Here is an 18,919-nt window from a genome sequence, read left to right on the forward strand (position 1 = left end):
TACGGAAAATAGCCGTTCACAAAAATCGCAACTTTCATTACACAAACACGTTGTGTACAATTAAAAACCAAGGAAAAATGAATGAAAATTAATGGATGGATATTTATACTTTGTAATAACTTTAATATTAATTTTAGTTTTTACGTCAATTAAGGCAACTCGAAACTTTTTAACACAATATTTATCTGAATTTTTAACAGCAATTGGAGCAATAGGTCTAACCGTAGTTGACATACAATCAGGTAGTGATAATATTTTTATCGGAACAAGTTCATGGAAAGATGTTTGGGTAGTATTATTAATCATATTTTCATTAATAGTATTATCTGCAATAATTGTAGGAGCTAAAAGAAACTTACATAATCGTACTGTTCAAGAAGAAATCAATAAAAATTTACTACTCAAAAAATCAATAAAGACTTATCAAGAAGAATATTATAAATTATGTAGTAATAATATTCTTCATTTATTTGAATCCTTTTACACTACGGGTGGAGAACGAATAAGTATTTATAAACATCAAGGTGATCATTTCACCTTATTAGGAAGATGTTCAAAGAATTTCGCTTATAATAAAAATACAGATTACAAGTATCGTGACAATGAAGGATTAATTGGCAAAGGTTGGGATGAAAATGAAGTTATTGTAAATGGTTCCCCTAAGTGGACTGGAAAAGGTACTGACTACAAAAATTTCATGAAAACAAAATGTAATATTACGGATAAAAGGTTGAATAAAATTGGAATGAAAAGTCGCTCTTTATTCGTCAAAACAATAAATGACAATAATACCGCATCAAATCCTGATGGAATAATTGTATTTGAATCAATAAATCCAACAAAAATAACAAGTAATGAATGTAATCAATTAATTAGCGATAATGAAAAAGCGCTCTTAACTTTATTAAAAAATATGAAAAATTTAACCAAAAAAACACAATAACTGTACACAACACCGTATAAACTTTATTGCTGGTTTTAGCTCACTTGGGAAATTCCTCCGGAATTTCGCCGTTCGTGTTTTATTTACTAAATTCACTGCTTAAACAACGCAACAAAGCTTATACATCAACGTTACCAAAAATAGCCCAATCACTCAAATGCTGAATTGAAAATAGCGTTTAAAATCCAAAAAAAGGAATATAAAATTGCGAAACACTCTCTGAAGATTGGAAAATTCTGAAAGAATTTTGTTTGTTTTTTATAGAATTTAGAAAGTTTAAAAAAATAAAAACTGAGCATTGCGGAATTGAGCAAAATGCGGAATAAAATCTGTGCGAAATTATCTCTAAACCGAAAATTTAGAAAGGCTGAGAATTTATTGAAATAAAATTGTTGTCGGAATTAAACACGTGGAAAAATACTCAAACGCTGAAAAACCAAAATTGCGGAATTGAATAAAATGTGGAGTAAAACTCTGCGAAAATATCTCAAAATGAAAAATTAGAAAGGCTGAGAATTTATTGAAAATCAAAAAAAGTATAAATTGTTGGCGGAATTTTCACTCGAACGCTGAATTCAGAAAATAATAAGGAAAATTAGAAAAATAAAAAAACTACTTTTGGTAACACCGTGTATAAAAAATTGCTATTTTTAGCTTTAGTAAAAGTAGTTGCTTTTTTGTGAACAACAATTTTCCTGCGGAAAATAGCCGTTCACTTAAAACGCAACTTTCCATAACACAACAACGTTAGCAAACATTAATAAAAAGAAATGATAATGAAAAATAAGATTTTACTATATTTATTTATATTTGTTTACCTACCTATCAATAGTCAAGTCACCGACTTTATGTTTCTCACTGGTGAACTTTTAGGAGCAAGGTCGATTTTGGCCATTGAAAATTACTTATTTATTGCTAAATATGATAAAATTAGTATAGTAGATTTAACATCTTCTATTCCCTCAATTACAAACGAAATAACTGGGTTTGATCATCCTGTCTCTTTAGCTGTGAAAGGTAATTATTTATATTTTGGAGTACTGCTGGAAAACAGAGTTTTAAAGTTTGACTACACACAAACTAATCCTAGTTTAATTGAAGTAATAAAAATGGATCATACCCCTAGTTCAATTGCTTTTTCAGGAAATGAACTGTTTATTTATAGCACGGGCAATAATAAATTATATAAAACAGATATTACTGATGTAAATTCCAATGTTTCTGAAGTTGATCTCTATTATAAACATCTATTATATGGTGGCGATCAAAACATAGCTATTAATGGGAATTTTCTTTATTTATCAGCTGACACCAAGTTGTATGTAATTAATTTAACCACACCTACTTTAGAACCATCAATAATTATTCAAAGTAAATACACAACTGATATTGCCTTTGATGAAAATAACAACCTATTTTCATCTATATATGATTATTCAAAAACTAAAATGAGAGAAAATGTAGATAACATATCAGTACTGAACACAGAAAATTTAATGACCAATAATTTTCAAGAAGTTATATCAGATGTCTATATTCCTTGGTCAATAACTATATCTAACAACATTATGTATATCGTTCATAGAGAGGAGGACTTTAATTCGGGTTTGAGTCAAGGTAAAATTTCTAAAATAGATTTATCTGCAGCCTTAACTATTAATAATTTTGAAGTGTCTGAAAAAATTAATGTATTCCCAAACCCTTCATCTAATTTTCTTAATATTTCAGGATTAAACAAATCAGAAGATTATATAATTTACGACATAATTGGTAAGAAAATTATTAATGGAACTATCGCTCATAATCATAAGATAAACATACTGCATTTGGCAAATGGCTTATACTTTTTAAAGATAAATAATAAGGATATAATTAAATTTATTAAAAAATAATAGATTAATAACGTTTGCTAACACCGTGTATTAAAAATTGCTAAATTAGTGCTTAACCAAAGGCAGTTGCTTTTTTATAAACTTCTATTTTCCTGCGGAAAATAGCCGTTCATTTAAAACGCAACTTTCAATACACAACAACGTTGCCAAAAACTGGTGAATCGAGCCGAATACAAGTCATTTATTTAAATATAATTTTGGCTTTTTTTTAGTTTGTAAATCGGAATTCTGAAAAAAGCGGAACACTCTCTCGCGAATCAAAATTTTGAAAAGTTGGAGAAGTTTTCAAAATTTTACAAAAAAGGAATTTACTCAAACGCTGAAATCAAGATTGCGGAGAAATTACTCAAATATGAATTTCCATACTTTGCGGAATTGAGCAAAATGAAGAACAAAAATTGTGTGGAATTTTCTCTAAAATATAATTTAGAAAGGCTGAGAATTTTCTGAAAATTAAATAAAGTGAAAATTATTGTCGGAATTAAGCACGTGAGAAAACAATCAGACGCTGAAAAACCAAAATTGCGGAATTTTTACTCAGAATTTAATTTATCAAGTTTGCGGAATTGGAAATGTCTGAAAAATGGAAATTACTGAAATGCGTTGTTGTAAATTAAAAATAATCTGAAAAATGAACGAAATATGGAAATGGAAATAAAATAACGCATTTGGCAACACCATGTATAAAAAATTACTATTTTTATCCTAACCAAAAGTAGTTGCATTTTTGTGAACAACAATTTTCCTACGGAAAATAGCCGTTCACTTAAAACGTAACTTTCCATAACACAACAACGTTAGGGCACATAAAAAAACGAATTCTTGAAAAGAATAATAACCTTATTAATATTAATAATTTTATCAAGTTGTAAAACACAAAAAAGTGAATTAGAATTTGAGAAGGAAGTGTTTAATGAAATTTTCACTGAATTGGTAGACTCTACTTTTTATGATTATAGAATACTTCAACCATCACCAAAAATTCCTTCACCTCCAAACGGAACTATTATAAGCGATAGTTTGAATAAAGAAAATATAAAAAGGTACCAGAAGTTTTTAGAAAACTTTGAAAAGAGAAAAATCGAAATTGAAAAAGATACAGCCAGAATTGTAATAGCTATAAATGATACAATTTCTAGACCATTTAGAACAAATTATAAAACATTGAGTAAGTATTTTGAAAACATTGAATTCAAAAAAGACACTTTAGAAAATAAAAAAGAATATAAAATCAATTTATCCGAATTTAAGAAAAATAAAAAATTTGAATTTAAATACTATTCTGAATTCCCAAAAGGTCGAGAGATTTGGAGAACTGAATACCCATTTTATCTTGGAGCTGTAATGTCATTTTCTAGAATATATTTTGACAGTAATAAAAAATTTGGAGTACTAGAAAGTGGAACTAATTTTGGAGTATTACACGGAAATGGTTTTAGAATATTCATCAAAAAAATATCTGGAAAATGGAGAATTGAAAAAATTGAAGGAACTATTATATCATAAATTACGTGCCCTAACACCGTATAAACTTTATTGCTGGTTTTAGCTCACTTGGGAAATTCCTACGGAATTTCGCCGTTCGTGTTCTATTTAGTAAATTTACTGCTTAATCAACGCAACAAAGCTTATACAACAACGTTAGCTACAATATGAAAATGACAAAAATTGACGAAAGAAAGAATATTATAGTTTCTCTAAAATCTAGTTTTGGAGAACCAAAAAAGGGAATTGAAAAAAGATTTCAATTTCTAAAAGGAATGACTATTTTAAATTTAACACTTACTATTTTTAGCGCAGGAATTTTAGTTTTATCTATTATTTCTAATTTATTTAATTATGAGATTTTTAAATGGGAGAAAACTGGACTTTTAGCTATTTTGAGTTTAAGTTTTGTATTAAATCTACCAAATCAATTTTATGAATTAAAATTACTTAATCATTTGAAAAAAATCAATTCAAAATCGGAATTTGAAGGAATTGAAAAACTAAATATAGAATTAAAAAACATAATTGAAAAACTAAATAATAGATTGAAAAATGGTTGGCTTGAAATAATTTTGGCAATAATAATTATGATAATGGGGATTTGGCAAATGGGGTTTTCTAATAATAATAATAATAACCCATATTGGAATTATATGAAATTACCGATTTTAGCATTTTACGGAATAATATTATTTCGATTTGTATTTACGAATAGAAAAATTAATGAAAATATTAATAAAACAGAAAAATACTGTAGCTAACACCGTGTAAAAAAAATTGCTAAATTAGTACTTAACTAAAAGCAGTTGCATTTTTGCAAACAACAATTTTCCTGCGGAAAATAGCCGTTCACAAAAATCACAACTTTCATTACACAACAACGTTGCCAAAAACTGGTGAATCGAGCCGAATACAAGTCATTTATTTAAATATAATTTTGGCTTTTTTTTAGTTTGTAAATCGGAATTCTGAAAAAAGCGGAACACTCTCTCGCGAATCAAAATTTTGAAAAGTTGGAGAAGTTTTCAAAATTTCACAAAAAAGGAATTTACTCAAACGCTGAAATCAAGATTGCGGAGAAATTACTCAAATATGAATTTCCATACTTTGCGGAATTGAGCAAAATGCAGAACAAAAATTGTGTGGAATTTTCTCTAAAATATAATTTAGAAAGGCTGAGAATTTTCTGAAAATTAAATAAAGTGAAAATTATTGTCGGAATTAAGCACGTGAGAAAACAATCAGACGCTGAAAAACCAAAATTGCGGAATTTTTACTCAGAATTTAATTTATCAAGTTTACGGAATTGGAAATGTCTAAAAAATGGAAATTACTGAAATGTGTTGTTGTAAATTAAAATAATCTGAAAAATGAACGAAATATGGAAATGGAAATAAAATAACGCATTTGGCAACACCTTGTATAAAAAATTGCTAAATTTGGCTTAATCAAAGGTTGTTGCATTTTAATAAACTCTATTTTTCCTGCGGAAAAATGCCGTTCATTTAAAACGCAACTTTCCATACAAAACAACGTTGTAAACAAGCTATGAAACCAAGAAATCGTATGAAAATTATTTTAATATTATTATTTATTTCGTTTAATTCCTATTCACAAAACACCAAAGGATATTTTGATATTTCAAAGGATGAATTTTATTACGAAAAAATGAGTTCTTGGAAAGAAAAGGTTTATGACGACTACGACTGTGAATTTAAAACTACTATGGACAATGATAGTATTTTAATATTTAGTGCGAAAAATTTTATTTTTAAAGAAGAATATCAACTAACTTTAAATGAACAAAAAAAGATTAAAAAGATAGAAGTTTTCTTTACTGTTCATAACGGCAAATTAGAAAATTGGTTTCCTATTAAATATCCAATTAAAATAGGAAACTTTTACAAAAACATTGGAACACCTTCAATTACAAAAGAAAACGTAAGCTATTCACGTATTTATAATGACAAAAATTCTGAATTTACATTTAAAAAATATTATAAATGGAATAACGCATTATATAGAGAAACAAAAATCGAATTAGAAGTTGGACAAGGAATTGCAAAACTTCCAATAAGAAATAAGAGAGGAAAAATCAAAAAACACAGAACTGTTAATTTTGGTTATTTCGCTCAAACACCAAAAGGAAAGGGTTCAGTTACTGCTGATGATATTAATTTTAATGTCGCATCTAAAGTTTCAGATGGAGTAACTAAAACGTGGAATAAAAACACTAATGAAATCAAATCTTTATTAGATTCAGAATTTTTTGAGACTTCAAATTCTATTGTTGGAGGAAAACTTTTTCCATATTTGTTTTTTATTGAAAACACAAATGACCCAAAAGAATATTTTACTAAATTCTTTTTTATTGCAAATTCAATTTATAACATAGAGTTTGGAGATGAAATATTTGAAAAAAATCAAAAATATACTTACACAACTTTACCAGATGGAATTTTGGCAAAAGCAATCGGTATGGATAAAGATTGTTGCATTGAAATTTTAATTGACCTTGAAAATTGGAACAAATCGACTTATCTTGATAAGATATTTATAATGTTTCACGAATTTGGACACGATATTTTTGGTTTAGAACATAGCGATGGAATTCGTTTAATGACAACGAATAAATTAGAACTTGAAAATCCTTCTATTTTTGGAGAAATGTTTCACGAAATGATGTTGGAAATTTTAAAGAAACAACAAAAATAAATTTGAAACTGATAAAAGCCAGTTTACAACACCGTATATAATTTATTGCTGGCTTCTCGCCTACTTACGAAAGTCCTCGCGGACTTTATTGGTCGGTAATTATTTACTAAATTAGTTGCTTGAAACACGCAACAAACCATATACAAACACGTTGGGCGTAAGTTAAAAGTAAACTCAGATAAGCTATAAAAATTCGTTATTTTAAAGACAAATTAACCATAAAAAAAGTGAAATATTGAATTTTAAGACAATTTAGAAAAACTGAAAAATTTAGAGTTTCAAGAAAATGAAAAATTGAACGCAGCCAAACTTTATGAGAACTAAAATTTCAAGATTTAAGACAATTTAGAAAAAGCTGAAAAATTTAGAGTTTTAAGAAAACGAAAAATTGAACGCAGCCAAACTTTGTGAGAACTAAAATTTCAAGATTTAAGACAATTTAGAAAAAGTTGAAAAATTTAGAGTTTTAAGAAAACGAAAAATTGAACGCAGCCAAACTTTGTGAGAACTAAAATTTCAAGATTTAAGACAATTTAGAAAAAGCTGAAAAATTTAGAGTTTTAAAAAAACGAAAAATTGAACGCAGCCAAACTTTGTGAGAACTAAAATTTCAAGATTTAAGACAATTTAGAAAAAGTTGAAAAATTTAGAGTTTTAAGAAAACGAAAAACTGAACGCAGCCAAACTTTGTGAGAACTAAAATTTCAAGGTTTAAGACAATTTAGAAAAAGTTGAAAAATTTAGAGTTTTAAGAAAACGAAAAATGTTCTGAATGTAAAATAATTAGGAATTTAATTTAGAAAAATCGATAAATAAAATAACCTACGCCCAACACCGTGTATAAAAAATTGCTTATTTTTATCCTAACCAAAAGTAGTTGCTTTTTTGTGAACATCAATTTTCCTGCGGAAAATAGCCGTTCACTTTAAACGCAACTTTCCATAACACAACAACGTTGGCTGTAATGCAAAACCGAAATAAACTGTAAAACAAAAAAGAATGAGTACAATAGTTTTTAACCGAGAAATAAAGAGACTAATTTCAAACGAAAATCATCCTGTATTGAACTTTATAAAAGATGAATTTAAAAACAGCAATCGGAATAAAAGTTATTATGGATTTTTTGATAGTTTTTTATTCAATTATGGAGTTTTGACTTTAGGTTACTCACCAATAATAAATGGAAATAAATATGTTCCATATGTAAATTGCAGTCGGAATAATATTTTTCGTGAGGAAAAAGGAATTACAGACTTATCACAAAAAGCTGAAAATATGACTGAATGTCAAAAAATAATGGCTGAATATTTAATTAGTCGTTTGAAATGTTTGAATGTTGAAAACTTTAAATCCTGGAATTCTGAATTGAATTACGAAATTTTAGCCTGAAAGAAAACACTACAGCCAACACCGTATAAAAAAAATTGCTAAATTAGTGCTTAATTAAAGGCAGTTGCATTTTTATCAACTTCTGAATTTCCTTCGGAAATTCCTCGCTGACAAAACCGCAACTTTCCTTATACATCAACGTTAGCACACATAAAAAAATCCAAGAGAAAGATGGGAACATTTATTACTTTATTAATTGTTGGAGGAATTATTCTTTTGATTGTGAAATCTTCTAAAAAAAGTACACAATCAAAAAATAACACGAAGGAACAAAATCCAATAACTGTTGAAATAAAAACATCTTATAGTTCAAGTTCAAGTTCATATAAAGCAGAAAAATTCCCGCCAATTCAACAAGATTCTAATGAAGATTGGATTTTAAATCCTAAATCACCATTTAAACTCACACTACAAAATGCAGAAAAGCAAATAGCGGAAAAAATAAGAATAATTTTAGATGACGATGAAATTAGAGAATATGAAAAAGAAAAGGAATTAGTTGGACTATTCGCATTACATAATCTTCGTCTTAAAGAAATAGAATCTTATAAAAATGAATATGGAAAACAATATTTTGAAAAAATTGAAAAACTAAAAAAAGAATCAAAAGATTGGGAAATTTCAGGAATTAAAGACAAAGAAGATATTCTTATAGACTTTAGAAAAACAGCAATAAGTGAACTTTACGAAAGAGCTAATTGCAATTTAGAAATACTTTTTGAACACGAGCCAAAAGACATAACAATAGACGATGAATTAATAAAGGAATATGGTTTTAAAAATATACAAACATATTTAAGTTACGCAGATAAATTAGATAAAGTTCGTGTAATGTCAGCAGATTCATATCCTCGACCAATATTTGAAAAACTTTCTGAATTGGGATTATCAAAAAGAGGAAATGAAATACCGAATGACGAAATATTACTCACTTTAACTCTTAAAGACCTAAATCAAATAGCAGATAATCAGGAAAAGAAATATTACAGAAAAAAACAAGCTGTAGATTTTATTTTAGAAAAAAATAATGTAGAAGAGTTAATTGGAAAGAAAATTTCACTGAGAGAACTTTTTAAATTAAATCCATTACCGGAAAAATACAATTCGATTAATCTCAATGAACTTTCCAAAACTTGGAAATATCACGAAGAAGAAGTAAAATTACTAACACAAACATTTAGAAATTCATTTTATTCCTGGCAAGAACTAAGAGGAGATAAAGAATATATTAAAGGATATAAAGTTCAACCATTACATAACGAAAATGCTTGCCCAAAAGCGATAGAATGTTCTAAGAAAAAGTATTCAAAAAATTCACCACCGAAAGTACCATTTCATATTGGTTGTGATTGTTATTTGAATCAAGAATTGGACTTTTAAATTAATCAAAAATTACGTGTGCTAACACCGTGTATAAAAAATTGCTTAATTTAGTACTTAACCAAAGTTAGTTGCATTTTTATAAACTTCTATTTTCCTGCGGAAAATAGCCGTTCATTTAAAACGCAACTTTCCATAACACAACAACGTTGGCAATAATTAAAAAATGGAATTTGAAGAGATAATTTTTGAAGGATTAAGAAACACCTATTTTGAGCATCAGGAATTACAGTTCTCTTTTTTTGATGAGAATATTTTTAATATTACAGAATATTTAATTACTGTAAACATATGTAAGTCAATACACTTGTGGAATAAGAAAAATAAATATCCATATAAAATTGAATTAGAAAAAAAGACATTTGATTTTTTTAGAAACTGTTTCGATAATCATAAACGTGATGGTGAAACTATTTTTTCTCCAACTATATTTTCTATTCACGAAAAAGGATTTAAAGAAAATATAGAGAAAATAAGGAAAGGGAGATTAGATATTGCTTTAAGTAAAAACGAAACCAATTACAAGGGAAGTTCAGAATATATATTTGAAATTAAATCTATTAACCCACAACCGAGTCTATTATTAAAAGATTTTGAAAGAATTAAAAGATTTTTAAATACTGAAATTAAAGGTTTTAAAAATTATTTTAAAGCAGGTTATTTGATTTTCTTTATACATCATAACAATTTCAAAAAAATAGAAACTAAAAAGGAATTGTCTGATAAAAAAGAACAAAGGTTAAAACGAATTAAAGATAAATTAGAAGAAATATGTCCAAATAATATTTCATTAAAAATACAAACTGATAACATTGTACATTATGGAGTAGAACAACTTAGATTGGAAAATGGTTTTGATTACAATGAAGAATCATATAAAACACTAATATTTTCTTCTGTAATAATAAAAATAGAAACTATTGCCAACACCGTATAAACTTTATTGCTGGTTTTAGCTCACTTGGGAAATTCCTCCGGAATTTCGCCGTTCGTGTTTTATTTACTAAATTCACTGCTGAAACAACGCAACAAAGCTTATACAACAACGTTGGCATTCATTGAGAGCCACTTTATAAAAAAAGTAGATAAGAATAATTTTTTAAGTCGTTATCCTAAGGAATTTAAAAAGCGAAAAAACATGAATAATAGTAAAATAGTAATAGTAATTTTGAGTCTTTGTATCTTTTCTTGTAAAAAAGAAAACAAATATGATAATCCCGAAAAATTATGTCAAATAATTAAAAAAATCCATGATGATGATCAGAAATATAGACAATTAATGATAGATCCATTTTTTGATATATTAGATTCAATTAAAAAGTCTGAAGGTATCTCTAAGAAAGAGTATAGCGGTTTTTCAGAAGAGAAGCAGTTGGCTTATGGGAGAATTGCAAGAGCAATTACAAACAAACGAGAATTGAAGTTTACTAAACAGCAAGAGGACTCCTTAATGCAATTGCAAATAGTACTTGACAATAAAAATACAGAATTATTAATAGATATTATCAAAAAAAGAGGTTTCCCAAATCTTCCTGATTGTAAAGAAGAACAATTTCCTGCTATAACTTTAAGGCACTCGCAAAATCAATATTGGGATGAAATAAGAATTTTAATTGAGAAAGAATTTAAATTAGGTAACATGAATAAAGGGCAATTTAAAATTATATTAAATCATATAAATGGTCGTGAAGAGTTTAGTATAACAAAAGAGAAATTTAGCAATTTAGAACTTAAATAATGATGTTTTTTATTATGACCTTATATTAAATTTATTAAACAGAAATTTTAAAATAGAAAGAAAAACATTAGCGAATAAAACTAACCTTAAAAACAACGAAATGCCAACACCGTATAAACTTTATTGCTGGTTTTAGCTCACTTGGGAAATTCCTCCGGAATTTCGCCGTTCGTGTTTTATTTACTAAATTCACTGCTTAAACAACACAACAAAGCTTATACATCAACGTTGGGCACAAGCAAAAAAAAGGAAGAAAAACAGTATAATAAAACATAAAATTATACTTTTACAAAATGGAGAAAAAATCTAGTTTAACTAATCATCAAAGTGACTTAATAGAAAGTATTAAATCTATTATTTCAAATTCACGAAAAAAAGTTGCAACTAAGGTAAATCATGAATTAATCCTGACTTATTGGAAAATTGGTGAACAAATTCTTTTGAATGAGCAGAAAGAAAGTCTTGATATGAAAACAGCAAATCAAGTAATTCTAAAACTTTCTAAAGAATTAACAAATGAATTAGGTCGTGGATTTTCTCGTTCTAATTTATTTAATATGAGAAAACTACATCTTGAATATAAAGATATCCAGACACTGTCTGGACACTTAAGTTGGTCTCATCTCTGTGAATTATTAATAATAGAAAATTTAGAAAAAAGACAGTTTTATGAAACTGAGACAAAAAATTCTAAATGGTCAATAAGAGAATTAAAAAGACAAATAGATAGTTCTCTTTTTGAAAGATTATTACTTTCTTCTGGAAAAGCTAATAAAGAAAAAATAATAGAATTATCTAAAAAAGGACAAGAAGTAACTAAACCTGAAGATATTGTAAAAAGTCCTTATGTTTTTGAATTTCTGGGAATTCCAGAAAACAAACCAATGCTAGAAAAAGATTTAGAAGCAAAGTTAATTAGACATATTGAGGATTTCTTATTAGAGTTAGGAAAAGGTTTTATGTTTGTTGGATCTCAACAAAGAGTAACAATTAATAATACTCACTATTACGTAGATATGGTTTTTTATAACAAAATATTAAAATCATATATATTAATAGAACTTAAAACTACTAAGCTAAAAATATCAGATGGAGGACAATTAAACACTTATTTGAATTATTACAAAACTGAAGTTAATGATGATAATGACAATCCTCCTATTGGAATAATTTTATGTACCGAGAAAGATGAAATTACAGCTGAATATATTTTAGGCGGATTTGAAAATAATGTATTTGCTTCAAAATACACTTACATATTACCAAACAAGGAAGATTTAATTAAAGAATTAGAAGAAGTAATTAAAAATGAATAGCCAGTGCCCAACACCGTGTATTAAAAATTGCTAAATTAGTGCTTAACCAAAAGTAGTTGCTTTTTTACTCACTTCAATTTTCCAGTGGAAAATAGCCGCTAATTAAAAACGCAACTTTCAATACACAACAACGTTGGCAATAATAAAAAACGAACCTATGAAAAGAACAATTTTATTAGTAATTTTATTAGTATTTAATTATTCATATTCTCAAAATTTAACGATTTCGGGAATCGTAAAGACGAATAATAATAAAAAGTTAGAATATGTAAATATTGGAATTAAGAAAAAAAATATCGGGACAATTTCAAATGAAAATGGAAATTTTTCAATAATTTTTGATAAATCATTTATAAAAGATAGTCTTACTTTTTCCTATGTAGGTTATAAAAATCTAACAATTAAAATAGAAGATATAAAGTCAAGAAAGTTAAATGAATTTATTTTATTTGAGGAACCAACTGAATTAAAGGAAGTTGTAATTTCTACAAGAAAAAGAAAAATAAGAAAATTAGGGACAAAATCTTATGTTTCAATGGTTGCTGGTTATCTTTGGAATAGAGAAAACTTTGAAAACAGAGACATTATTGAACACGCAAAATATTTGAATATTAAAAAACCATCTAAAATACTAAATTTAAATATGAATTTATTCAATGTGTTTGTAGATTCAATGACTTTTAGAATAAATTTTTATACGGTAAAAGATAAATTACCAAACAAAAGAATACATAATATCATTTTAACAAAAAACATAAAAGAAGGATGGAATTTATTCGATTTAAAGGATTTTGATTTAAAATATGACCAACCTGTTTTTATAACATTTGAATATATCCCAAAGACAAAAACAGATGAAGAACCTTGCAGAATAAGTGGACAATTTCTTGGAAAGTCTATTAATAGAGTTTCAAGTTTAGGTACTTGGAATATAAATAAAGGAAAATCAATGGCAATGTATGTTGAGATAGAACAATAAATTGAAAATTACTATTGCCAACACCGTATAAACTTTATTGCTGGTTTTAGCTCACTTGGGAAATTCCTCCGGAATTTCGCCGTTCGTGTTTTATTTACTAAATTCACTGCTTAAACAACGCAACAAAGCTTATACAACAACGTTAGCCAAAATTAAAATCCGAACTTGAAACAAAGATTAGTAATAAAAGGAACAATATTAACCTACGGAGAAAAATGGGTTGTTGGAAATGAAGATTATTCTTCAATATTGCTTTCTGTAGCTAATAGTTGGAAATCGAATAATTTTTCACCACAAGACGAATTAACAGTAAATATTGAATCTTGGAAATCCAGAGAGTTTGGAAAAATAAAATCTTCAATTTATGGATATACTAGTGACTTACACAATCTTTCAATTAACTATTGTTTTTTAAAGGAAACTCTTGAAAGTTCAGAAATTAATAAACATAAAGCTAATCTTTATGTTAGCTTACTTCTTGAAAATTATTTTACAAACATTCGTAGTCTTTATGATTTTTTATTTCACATTATAAAAATATGTTTAACAGATAAACAACTAAAAACATATCCTGAAACAGATTCTTTAAATAAACTTATTAAGTTTTCAAAAAACAAAAATAATAAGGAAAAACTTCCTGAAAGAATTCAACATTTTCTTTTAGACATTGAACCCTATCTCGATGAAATCAGAACTATAAGAGATTTTATTGTTCATAAAGGAAAGGAGATCATTATTACAAAAAAAGATAACCAACTGTTTATAAGAATCCCAAAAACAGGTTTATATAGTAATGATAATTTAATGCCGAATATTTTGAATAGTTTGGAAGTAGATTATAATATGGAAGATTATATTAGAGAATTAACCAAAAGTATTTTCAAATATTCAGAAGACCTTGGTATGATATTATTAATTGAACTTTTTGAAAAAGAAAAATTTGACTGGAATCTTTATTCAATCACAAATTATTGTATGGAAGATTTTACAGAATTTATGCTGAAACAAAAAAACTTTGGCTAACACCGTATAAACTTTATTGCTGGTTTTAGCTCACTTGGGAAATTCCTCCGGAATTTCGCCGTTCGTACTTTATTTACTAAATTCACTGCTTAAACAACGCAACAAAGCTTATACAACAACGTTAGCAAAAATTAAGATGAAAACGAACTTACTTACATATTTTATTTGTCTATGTTCAATAATATCCTTTGGACAAAAAAAAGAAATTTATATTAATGATGATTTAGTCAAAATAACTAAATCTGAATTTAATAAAGAAAAGGACCTTCACAAATCTTATAATATGAGATTTGAATTGGATACATTAATCGTTAACGTAAAAGTTCAAAGAGTAAAAAAAGGTCAAGTTTCTAAAATAAAACTTGATTCAATAAGAAATGAACTCTCAACAGTATCAGACCAGAATATCCCTGAAAATAATATTTTAATTATAAATTATTATCATGGGTTGGACAGATGCAACTCGACTGGAGACAAATCCTATGTTAGAGGAAAATATAAGAATTATTTAAGAAAATTAAAGAAATTGAAAAATGTGAATCAATTTTTCATGTATAAATCACACGAAGGAACAGTTGAATATGGGAAACAGTTGAATTGGATTAAAGATAAATCTGGAACTATTGAAAAGACTTTTCTACCTATACATTATCCTTGTGGAAGTTTTGTGATAATCGATGAAAATGGAAATTTTTATATTCAAAAAGGAGAATATAATATTGAGAATATAATAGATTTGATAAAGAATAAGAAAAAAACTTTTGCTAACACCGTGTATAATTAATTGCTGGTTTTAGCCAATTTACGAAAGTCCTCGCAGACTTTATATTCAGTTTTTATTTACTAACTTTAGTGCTTAAAACACGCAACTAATCATACACAAACACGTTGGCATTAATTTACAAACTGAAGCGTCCTGAAATAGGTTGACTAAAAATTAAACATTTAATTATAGTCACTTATGAAAACACAAAAAGAACACTGGCGAAAAAAAAGCTACGAAAAAGTAACTTTAGAACTCAAATTATTCGTCGTTGACCAAATTCAAAATGGTCAGATTTCTACTAACTTTGCTTCCAAAAAATATGCCGTTCCAAGAACAACAATTGGCTATTGGATCAAAAAATATAGTACTTTAGTCCAACAAAACACAGGTATGAGTAAATTAGATGAAATTAAAAAACTAAAGGAACGTATTGAAGAACTGGAGTTTGTAAAAGACTTTCAGCAAGATATTATTGCAGATATGGAAATCATTACTGGCATCGATTTGTCAAAAAAGTCGCTACCCAAAACATTAGCAAAAGAGATAGAACTAAAGAAGAAAAACATTTTAAAAGAAAATGGTTCTATCAATGTTTTGGGATTAGTAAACAAGCCTTCTACAAAAGAGAAAAAGTAAAACAATGCAAAGCGATAAACGAAACTAAAATAATTTCGATGGTCAAAGAATATCGTAAAAAAGTAAGCTCAAGGACTGGGGGTAAAAAACTCTATAAAGAACTTAAAAATCAGTTGATAGAACACAAAATTAAAATCGGTAGAGATAAGTTTTTTGATGTATTAAGACTGCATAATTTACTCGTACCTAAACTCAAAAACTACATAACTACCACAAACTCTAATCATCTATTTAAAAAATATAAAAACCTCATTCAAAGCAAAATACCTACTAGACCCGAACAACTTTGGGTAAGTGATATTACATACATTAAAACAGAAAAAGGACACAACTATTTAGCAATTGTAACCGACGCGTACTCTAAGAAAATTATGGGATATAAATTAGATGACCATATGAGGGTATCACTCTGTAAAGATGCTTTAAAAATGGCTATTAAAAACAGAAAATACCCTGACAAAAAATTAATTCATCATTCTGACAGAGGTATGCAATACTGTTGCCCAGAATATACCCAGTTTGCTGAAAATAATGGAATAACAATGAGCATGACAGAGCAATATGACCCATATGAAAACGCTATTGCAGAGAGAATCAATAGAACTTTGAAATATGAATATGGCCTTAGAAACTGCCTTAAAAACACTCTTATTGCTCAAAAATCAGCTAAACAAGCTGTATATATTTACAACAATTTAAGAACACATTTTAGCCTAGAATTAAGAAAACCAGCTGAAGTACATTTAAATCCAAACATCAAATACAAATCCTATCGAAAAAATAATGTAAATTTGACTGAACTAACAATTTAAGAACAAACCTAGTTTAAATTATTTTTAGCCTTCTAAACGGCTAAAAAAATAGTTTGAACGGTATAAATTAACCTAAAAAAGGTCAACCTATATCAGGACAATACAAACCGAAAACTAAAACAAATAAAAAGAACTTCTTACGGTTTTCCGTAAAGAAAATATAAGTAAAAAACGGAACTTTACAAAAATTAAATTTTATGAAAAAAATTATTACGCTTACACTAATATTCTTTAGCTTAATTACATTAAACGCTCAAATTGGTTTAACAAAAGCCGAAATAATTGAGGAATTTGGAACTACTTTTGAAGAAGATAAAACTACTGACGACAAGACTCCTTATATAGTTTATGAAAAAGAATTTGACACGAAGGCAAGTGGAAAATATACAAGAAAATCAGCTTTTTATTTTACCGAAAATAAAAGTAAAGAATTAATATGTTTTTTAAGAAAAGTAATTGAACCTTCTTCAGAAATTAATTCTTTCGTTAAATATTACAATGGTAAAGGATATGTTAAAATTAATGAATTAAAATGGAAAAATTATGAAAACAATATCGCTTACGAATTAGAAATTGATGATGGTTCTTGTATTTTATCAGTTTACAGAGACTAAATTTTTAAAACCAAAACTTTGTCATTAAATTACGAAAATGAAGAAAATACTACTTGTATTAAACATAATCCTACTAATTTCTTGTAATCAGAAGGAATTTAATAAAGAAAAGGAAAATTTAATTTTAAAACTTGATGAAAAAGAATTGATAATTCGAGATCAAATAGTAAGTATTGAAGAAAAAAAATCTGAAATAAAATTATTAAATCAAGAATTAAAGTTACTAAAAGAAAGTTTTTCAAAAATAAAACCGAAAAAGGAATTATATAATTTATACAATGAGGTTAAGTCTTCAGTTTATTTAATTTATACAGAAAACGAAAAAGGAACATCACAAGGATCTGCTTTTGTAGTGTCAAAAGAAGGAATGGCAATTAGTAATTATCACGTCTTCAAAAATGCTTCCAGTGCAATTGCTATAAATGGAAAAGGTAATGAGTTTCTAATTTCAGAAATAATTGAAAAAAATGAAGAAAAGGATTATATCATTTTTAAACTTGGTCCATTAACAAACTCAATACCATTTTTGAAAATATCTGAAAATATACCAAATATTGGAGAAGATGTTTTTGCAGTTGGTAATCCAAACGGTTTGAGACAAACACTTTCAAAAGGAATTATTTCAAGTTACAGGAAACATTTAATTCAAACTACTACCGAAATTACTCACGGAAGTAGTGGTGGACCACTTTTTAACGATAATGGAGAAGTTATCGGAATTACTTCTTCTGGGATGGGAGAAGCCAATTTAAACTTTGCTGTTAATATCAATAATCTGAATTTACCAAAATATTTAGAAAAAGATAAACAGAGTTTTAATAATAGATTAAATGAAAGGGATTTAATTAAAATTATGAACAATTACTATAATAAATTAAAGAATGAAGATATGTATTCTTTATTTGAAATTTATGAAAAAGAACTATCTCGTTTTCACGGTTTATATTCTATAAATAAATCCCGAGCAATAAAAGACCACAAAGATTATTTGTCAAAATATGAAATCTCTTTAATTAATATCCTACCTCAATCAGTTAGAACATTTGAAGGGAATGAAAGTTACACTATTCAATATAAAATGGAATATAATATAATTAGAAGAAAGAATAATAAACCTTACAATTATATTTTAAATACAGTTTGCGTTATTTCAAAAGAAGGAAAAATTAAAAGTATTTACGATGACATAACACAAAAAAACTAATGCCAACACCGTATATAATTTATT

17 protein-coding genes are annotated in these 18,919 nt (G+C 27.0%); all 17 read left to right on the forward strand.

What is annotated here, in order from left to right; genetic code table 11:
* Nucleotides 1-91 precede the first annotated feature (91 nt).
* The 17 genes from KV700_RS09530 to KV700_RS09610 all read left to right on the forward strand — a co-directional run bounded on the left by KV700_RS09530 (nt 92) and on the right by KV700_RS09610 (nt 18,895).
* Nucleotides 92-943 (forward strand): hypothetical protein, encoded by an 852-nt coding sequence (locus KV700_RS09530; RefSeq protein ID WP_218597740.1) that lies wholly within the window; start codon nt 92-94, stop codon nt 941-943.
* A gap of 776 nt (nt 944-1,719) precedes the next feature.
* On the forward strand, nt 1,720-2,835 hold the full coding sequence (locus tag KV700_RS09535) for a T9SS type A sorting domain-containing protein (RefSeq protein ID WP_218597741.1): 1,116 nt from the start codon (nt 1,720-1,722) through the stop codon (nt 2,833-2,835).
* Between the two features lie 822 nt (nt 2,836-3,657).
* Nucleotides 3,658-4,341: a hypothetical protein gene (locus KV700_RS09540; protein ID WP_218597742.1), complete on the forward strand. Its 684-nt coding sequence runs from the start codon at nt 3,658-3,660 to the stop codon at nt 4,339-4,341.
* Nucleotides 4,342-4,493: 152 nt separating this feature from the next.
* The gene (locus KV700_RS09545; protein WP_218599882.1) at nt 4,494-5,084 is read left to right on the forward strand and encodes a hypothetical protein; all 591 of its coding nucleotides are present in this window, start codon (nt 4,494-4,496) and stop codon (nt 5,082-5,084) included.
* A 787-nt stretch (nt 5,085-5,871) separates the two neighbouring features.
* Complete coding sequence (locus tag KV700_RS09550; RefSeq protein WP_218597743.1) at nt 5,872-7,038, forward strand: hypothetical protein; 1,167 nt, start codon at nt 5,872-5,874, stop codon at nt 7,036-7,038.
* A 999-nt stretch (nt 7,039-8,037) separates the two neighbouring features.
* A complete protein-coding gene (locus KV700_RS09555) occupies nt 8,038-8,427 on the forward strand; it encodes a hypothetical protein (protein ID WP_200809375.1) in 390 nt (129 codons plus the stop codon).
* A gap of 171 nt (nt 8,428-8,598) precedes the next feature.
* Nucleotides 8,599-9,807, forward strand: a complete 1,209-nt coding sequence (locus tag KV700_RS09560; RefSeq protein ID WP_218597744.1) for a hypothetical protein — start codon at nt 8,599-8,601, stop codon at nt 9,805-9,807.
* 166 nt (nt 9,808-9,973) lie between these two features.
* Complete coding sequence (locus KV700_RS09565) at nt 9,974-10,744, forward strand: hypothetical protein (RefSeq protein WP_218597745.1); 771 nt, start codon at nt 9,974-9,976, stop codon at nt 10,742-10,744.
* 201 nt (nt 10,745-10,945) lie between these two features.
* The gene (locus KV700_RS09570; RefSeq protein ID WP_218597746.1) at nt 10,946-11,545 is read left to right on the forward strand and encodes a hypothetical protein; all 600 of its coding nucleotides are present in this window, start codon (nt 10,946-10,948) and stop codon (nt 11,543-11,545) included.
* 293 nt (nt 11,546-11,838) lie between these two features.
* On the forward strand, nt 11,839-12,861 hold the full coding sequence (locus tag KV700_RS09575; RefSeq protein ID WP_218597747.1) for a YhcG family protein: 1,023 nt from the start codon (nt 11,839-11,841) through the stop codon (nt 12,859-12,861).
* A 157-nt stretch (nt 12,862-13,018) separates the two neighbouring features.
* Nucleotides 13,019-13,840: a carboxypeptidase-like regulatory domain-containing protein gene (locus KV700_RS09580; protein WP_218597748.1), complete on the forward strand. Its 822-nt coding sequence runs from the start codon at nt 13,019-13,021 to the stop codon at nt 13,838-13,840.
* A gap of 165 nt (nt 13,841-14,005) precedes the next feature.
* Entirely contained in the window at nt 14,006-14,863 is an 858-nt protein-coding gene (locus KV700_RS09585; protein ID WP_218597749.1) for a hypothetical protein, read from the forward strand.
* A gap of 136 nt (nt 14,864-14,999) precedes the next feature.
* Nucleotides 15,000-15,647: a hypothetical protein gene (locus tag KV700_RS09590; RefSeq protein ID WP_218597750.1), complete on the forward strand. Its 648-nt coding sequence runs from the start codon at nt 15,000-15,002 to the stop codon at nt 15,645-15,647.
* 177 nt (nt 15,648-15,824) lie between these two features.
* Nucleotides 15,825-16,265, forward strand: coding sequence for a helix-turn-helix domain-containing protein (locus KV700_RS09595; RefSeq protein WP_218597751.1), 441 nt, complete (start codon nt 15,825-15,827; stop codon nt 16,263-16,265).
* Nucleotides 16,229-17,077: an IS3 family transposase gene (locus tag KV700_RS09600; RefSeq protein ID WP_254713007.1), complete on the forward strand. Its 849-nt coding sequence runs from the start codon at nt 16,229-16,231 to the stop codon at nt 17,075-17,077. Before KV700_RS09595 ends, KV700_RS09600 begins: the two co-directional genes overlap by 37 nt.
* Nucleotides 17,078-17,274: 197 nt before the next feature.
* Entirely contained in the window at nt 17,275-17,691 is a 417-nt protein-coding gene (locus tag KV700_RS09605) for a hypothetical protein (RefSeq protein WP_218597752.1), read from the forward strand.
* Between the two features lie 37 nt (nt 17,692-17,728).
* Entirely contained in the window at nt 17,729-18,895 is a 1,167-nt protein-coding gene (locus KV700_RS09610) for a S1C family serine protease (RefSeq protein WP_218597753.1), read from the forward strand.
* Nucleotides 18,896-18,919: the final 24 nt, after the last annotated feature.

Origin of the sequence: Polaribacter sp. NJDZ03 (genome assembly GCF_019263805.1) — a bacterium.
GTDB lineage: Bacteria > Bacteroidota > Bacteroidia > Flavobacteriales > Flavobacteriaceae > Polaribacter.

Bases quoted from the DNA above. Each gene is read 5' to 3' on its own strand.
- KV700_RS09555 (WP_200809375.1), top strand. From the start codon at position 8,038: ATGAGTACAATAGTTTTTAACCGAGAAATAAAGAGACTAATTTCAAAC.
- KV700_RS09545 (WP_218599882.1), top strand. From the start codon at position 4,494: ATGACAAAAATTGACGAAAGAAAGAATATTATAGTTTCTCTAAAATCT.
- KV700_RS09565 (WP_218597745.1), top strand. From the start codon at position 9,974: ATGGAATTTGAAGAGATAATTTTTGAAGGATTAAGAAACACCTATTTT.
- KV700_RS09610 (WP_218597753.1), top strand. From the start codon at position 17,729: ATGAAGAAAATACTACTTGTATTAAACATAATCCTACTAATTTCTTGT.
- KV700_RS09570 (WP_218597746.1), top strand. From the start codon at position 10,946: ATGAATAATAGTAAAATAGTAATAGTAATTTTGAGTCTTTGTATCTTT.
- KV700_RS09535 (WP_218597741.1), top strand. From the start codon at position 1,720: ATGAAAAATAAGATTTTACTATATTTATTTATATTTGTTTACCTACCT.
- KV700_RS09595 (WP_218597751.1), top strand. From the start codon at position 15,825: ATGAAAACACAAAAAGAACACTGGCGAAAAAAAAGCTACGAAAAAGTA.
- KV700_RS09530 (WP_218597740.1), top strand. From the start codon at position 92: ATGGATGGATATTTATACTTTGTAATAACTTTAATATTAATTTTAGTT.
- KV700_RS09605 (WP_218597752.1), top strand. From the start codon at position 17,275: ATGAAAAAAATTATTACGCTTACACTAATATTCTTTAGCTTAATTACA.
- KV700_RS09590 (WP_218597750.1), top strand. From the start codon at position 15,000: ATGAAAACGAACTTACTTACATATTTTATTTGTCTATGTTCAATAATA.
- KV700_RS09575 (WP_218597747.1), top strand. From the start codon at position 11,839: ATGGAGAAAAAATCTAGTTTAACTAATCATCAAAGTGACTTAATAGAA.
- KV700_RS09550 (WP_218597743.1), top strand. From the start codon at position 5,872: ATGAAACCAAGAAATCGTATGAAAATTATTTTAATATTATTATTTATT.
- KV700_RS09580 (WP_218597748.1), top strand. From the start codon at position 13,019: ATGAAAAGAACAATTTTATTAGTAATTTTATTAGTATTTAATTATTCA.
- KV700_RS09560 (WP_218597744.1), top strand. From the start codon at position 8,599: ATGGGAACATTTATTACTTTATTAATTGTTGGAGGAATTATTCTTTTG.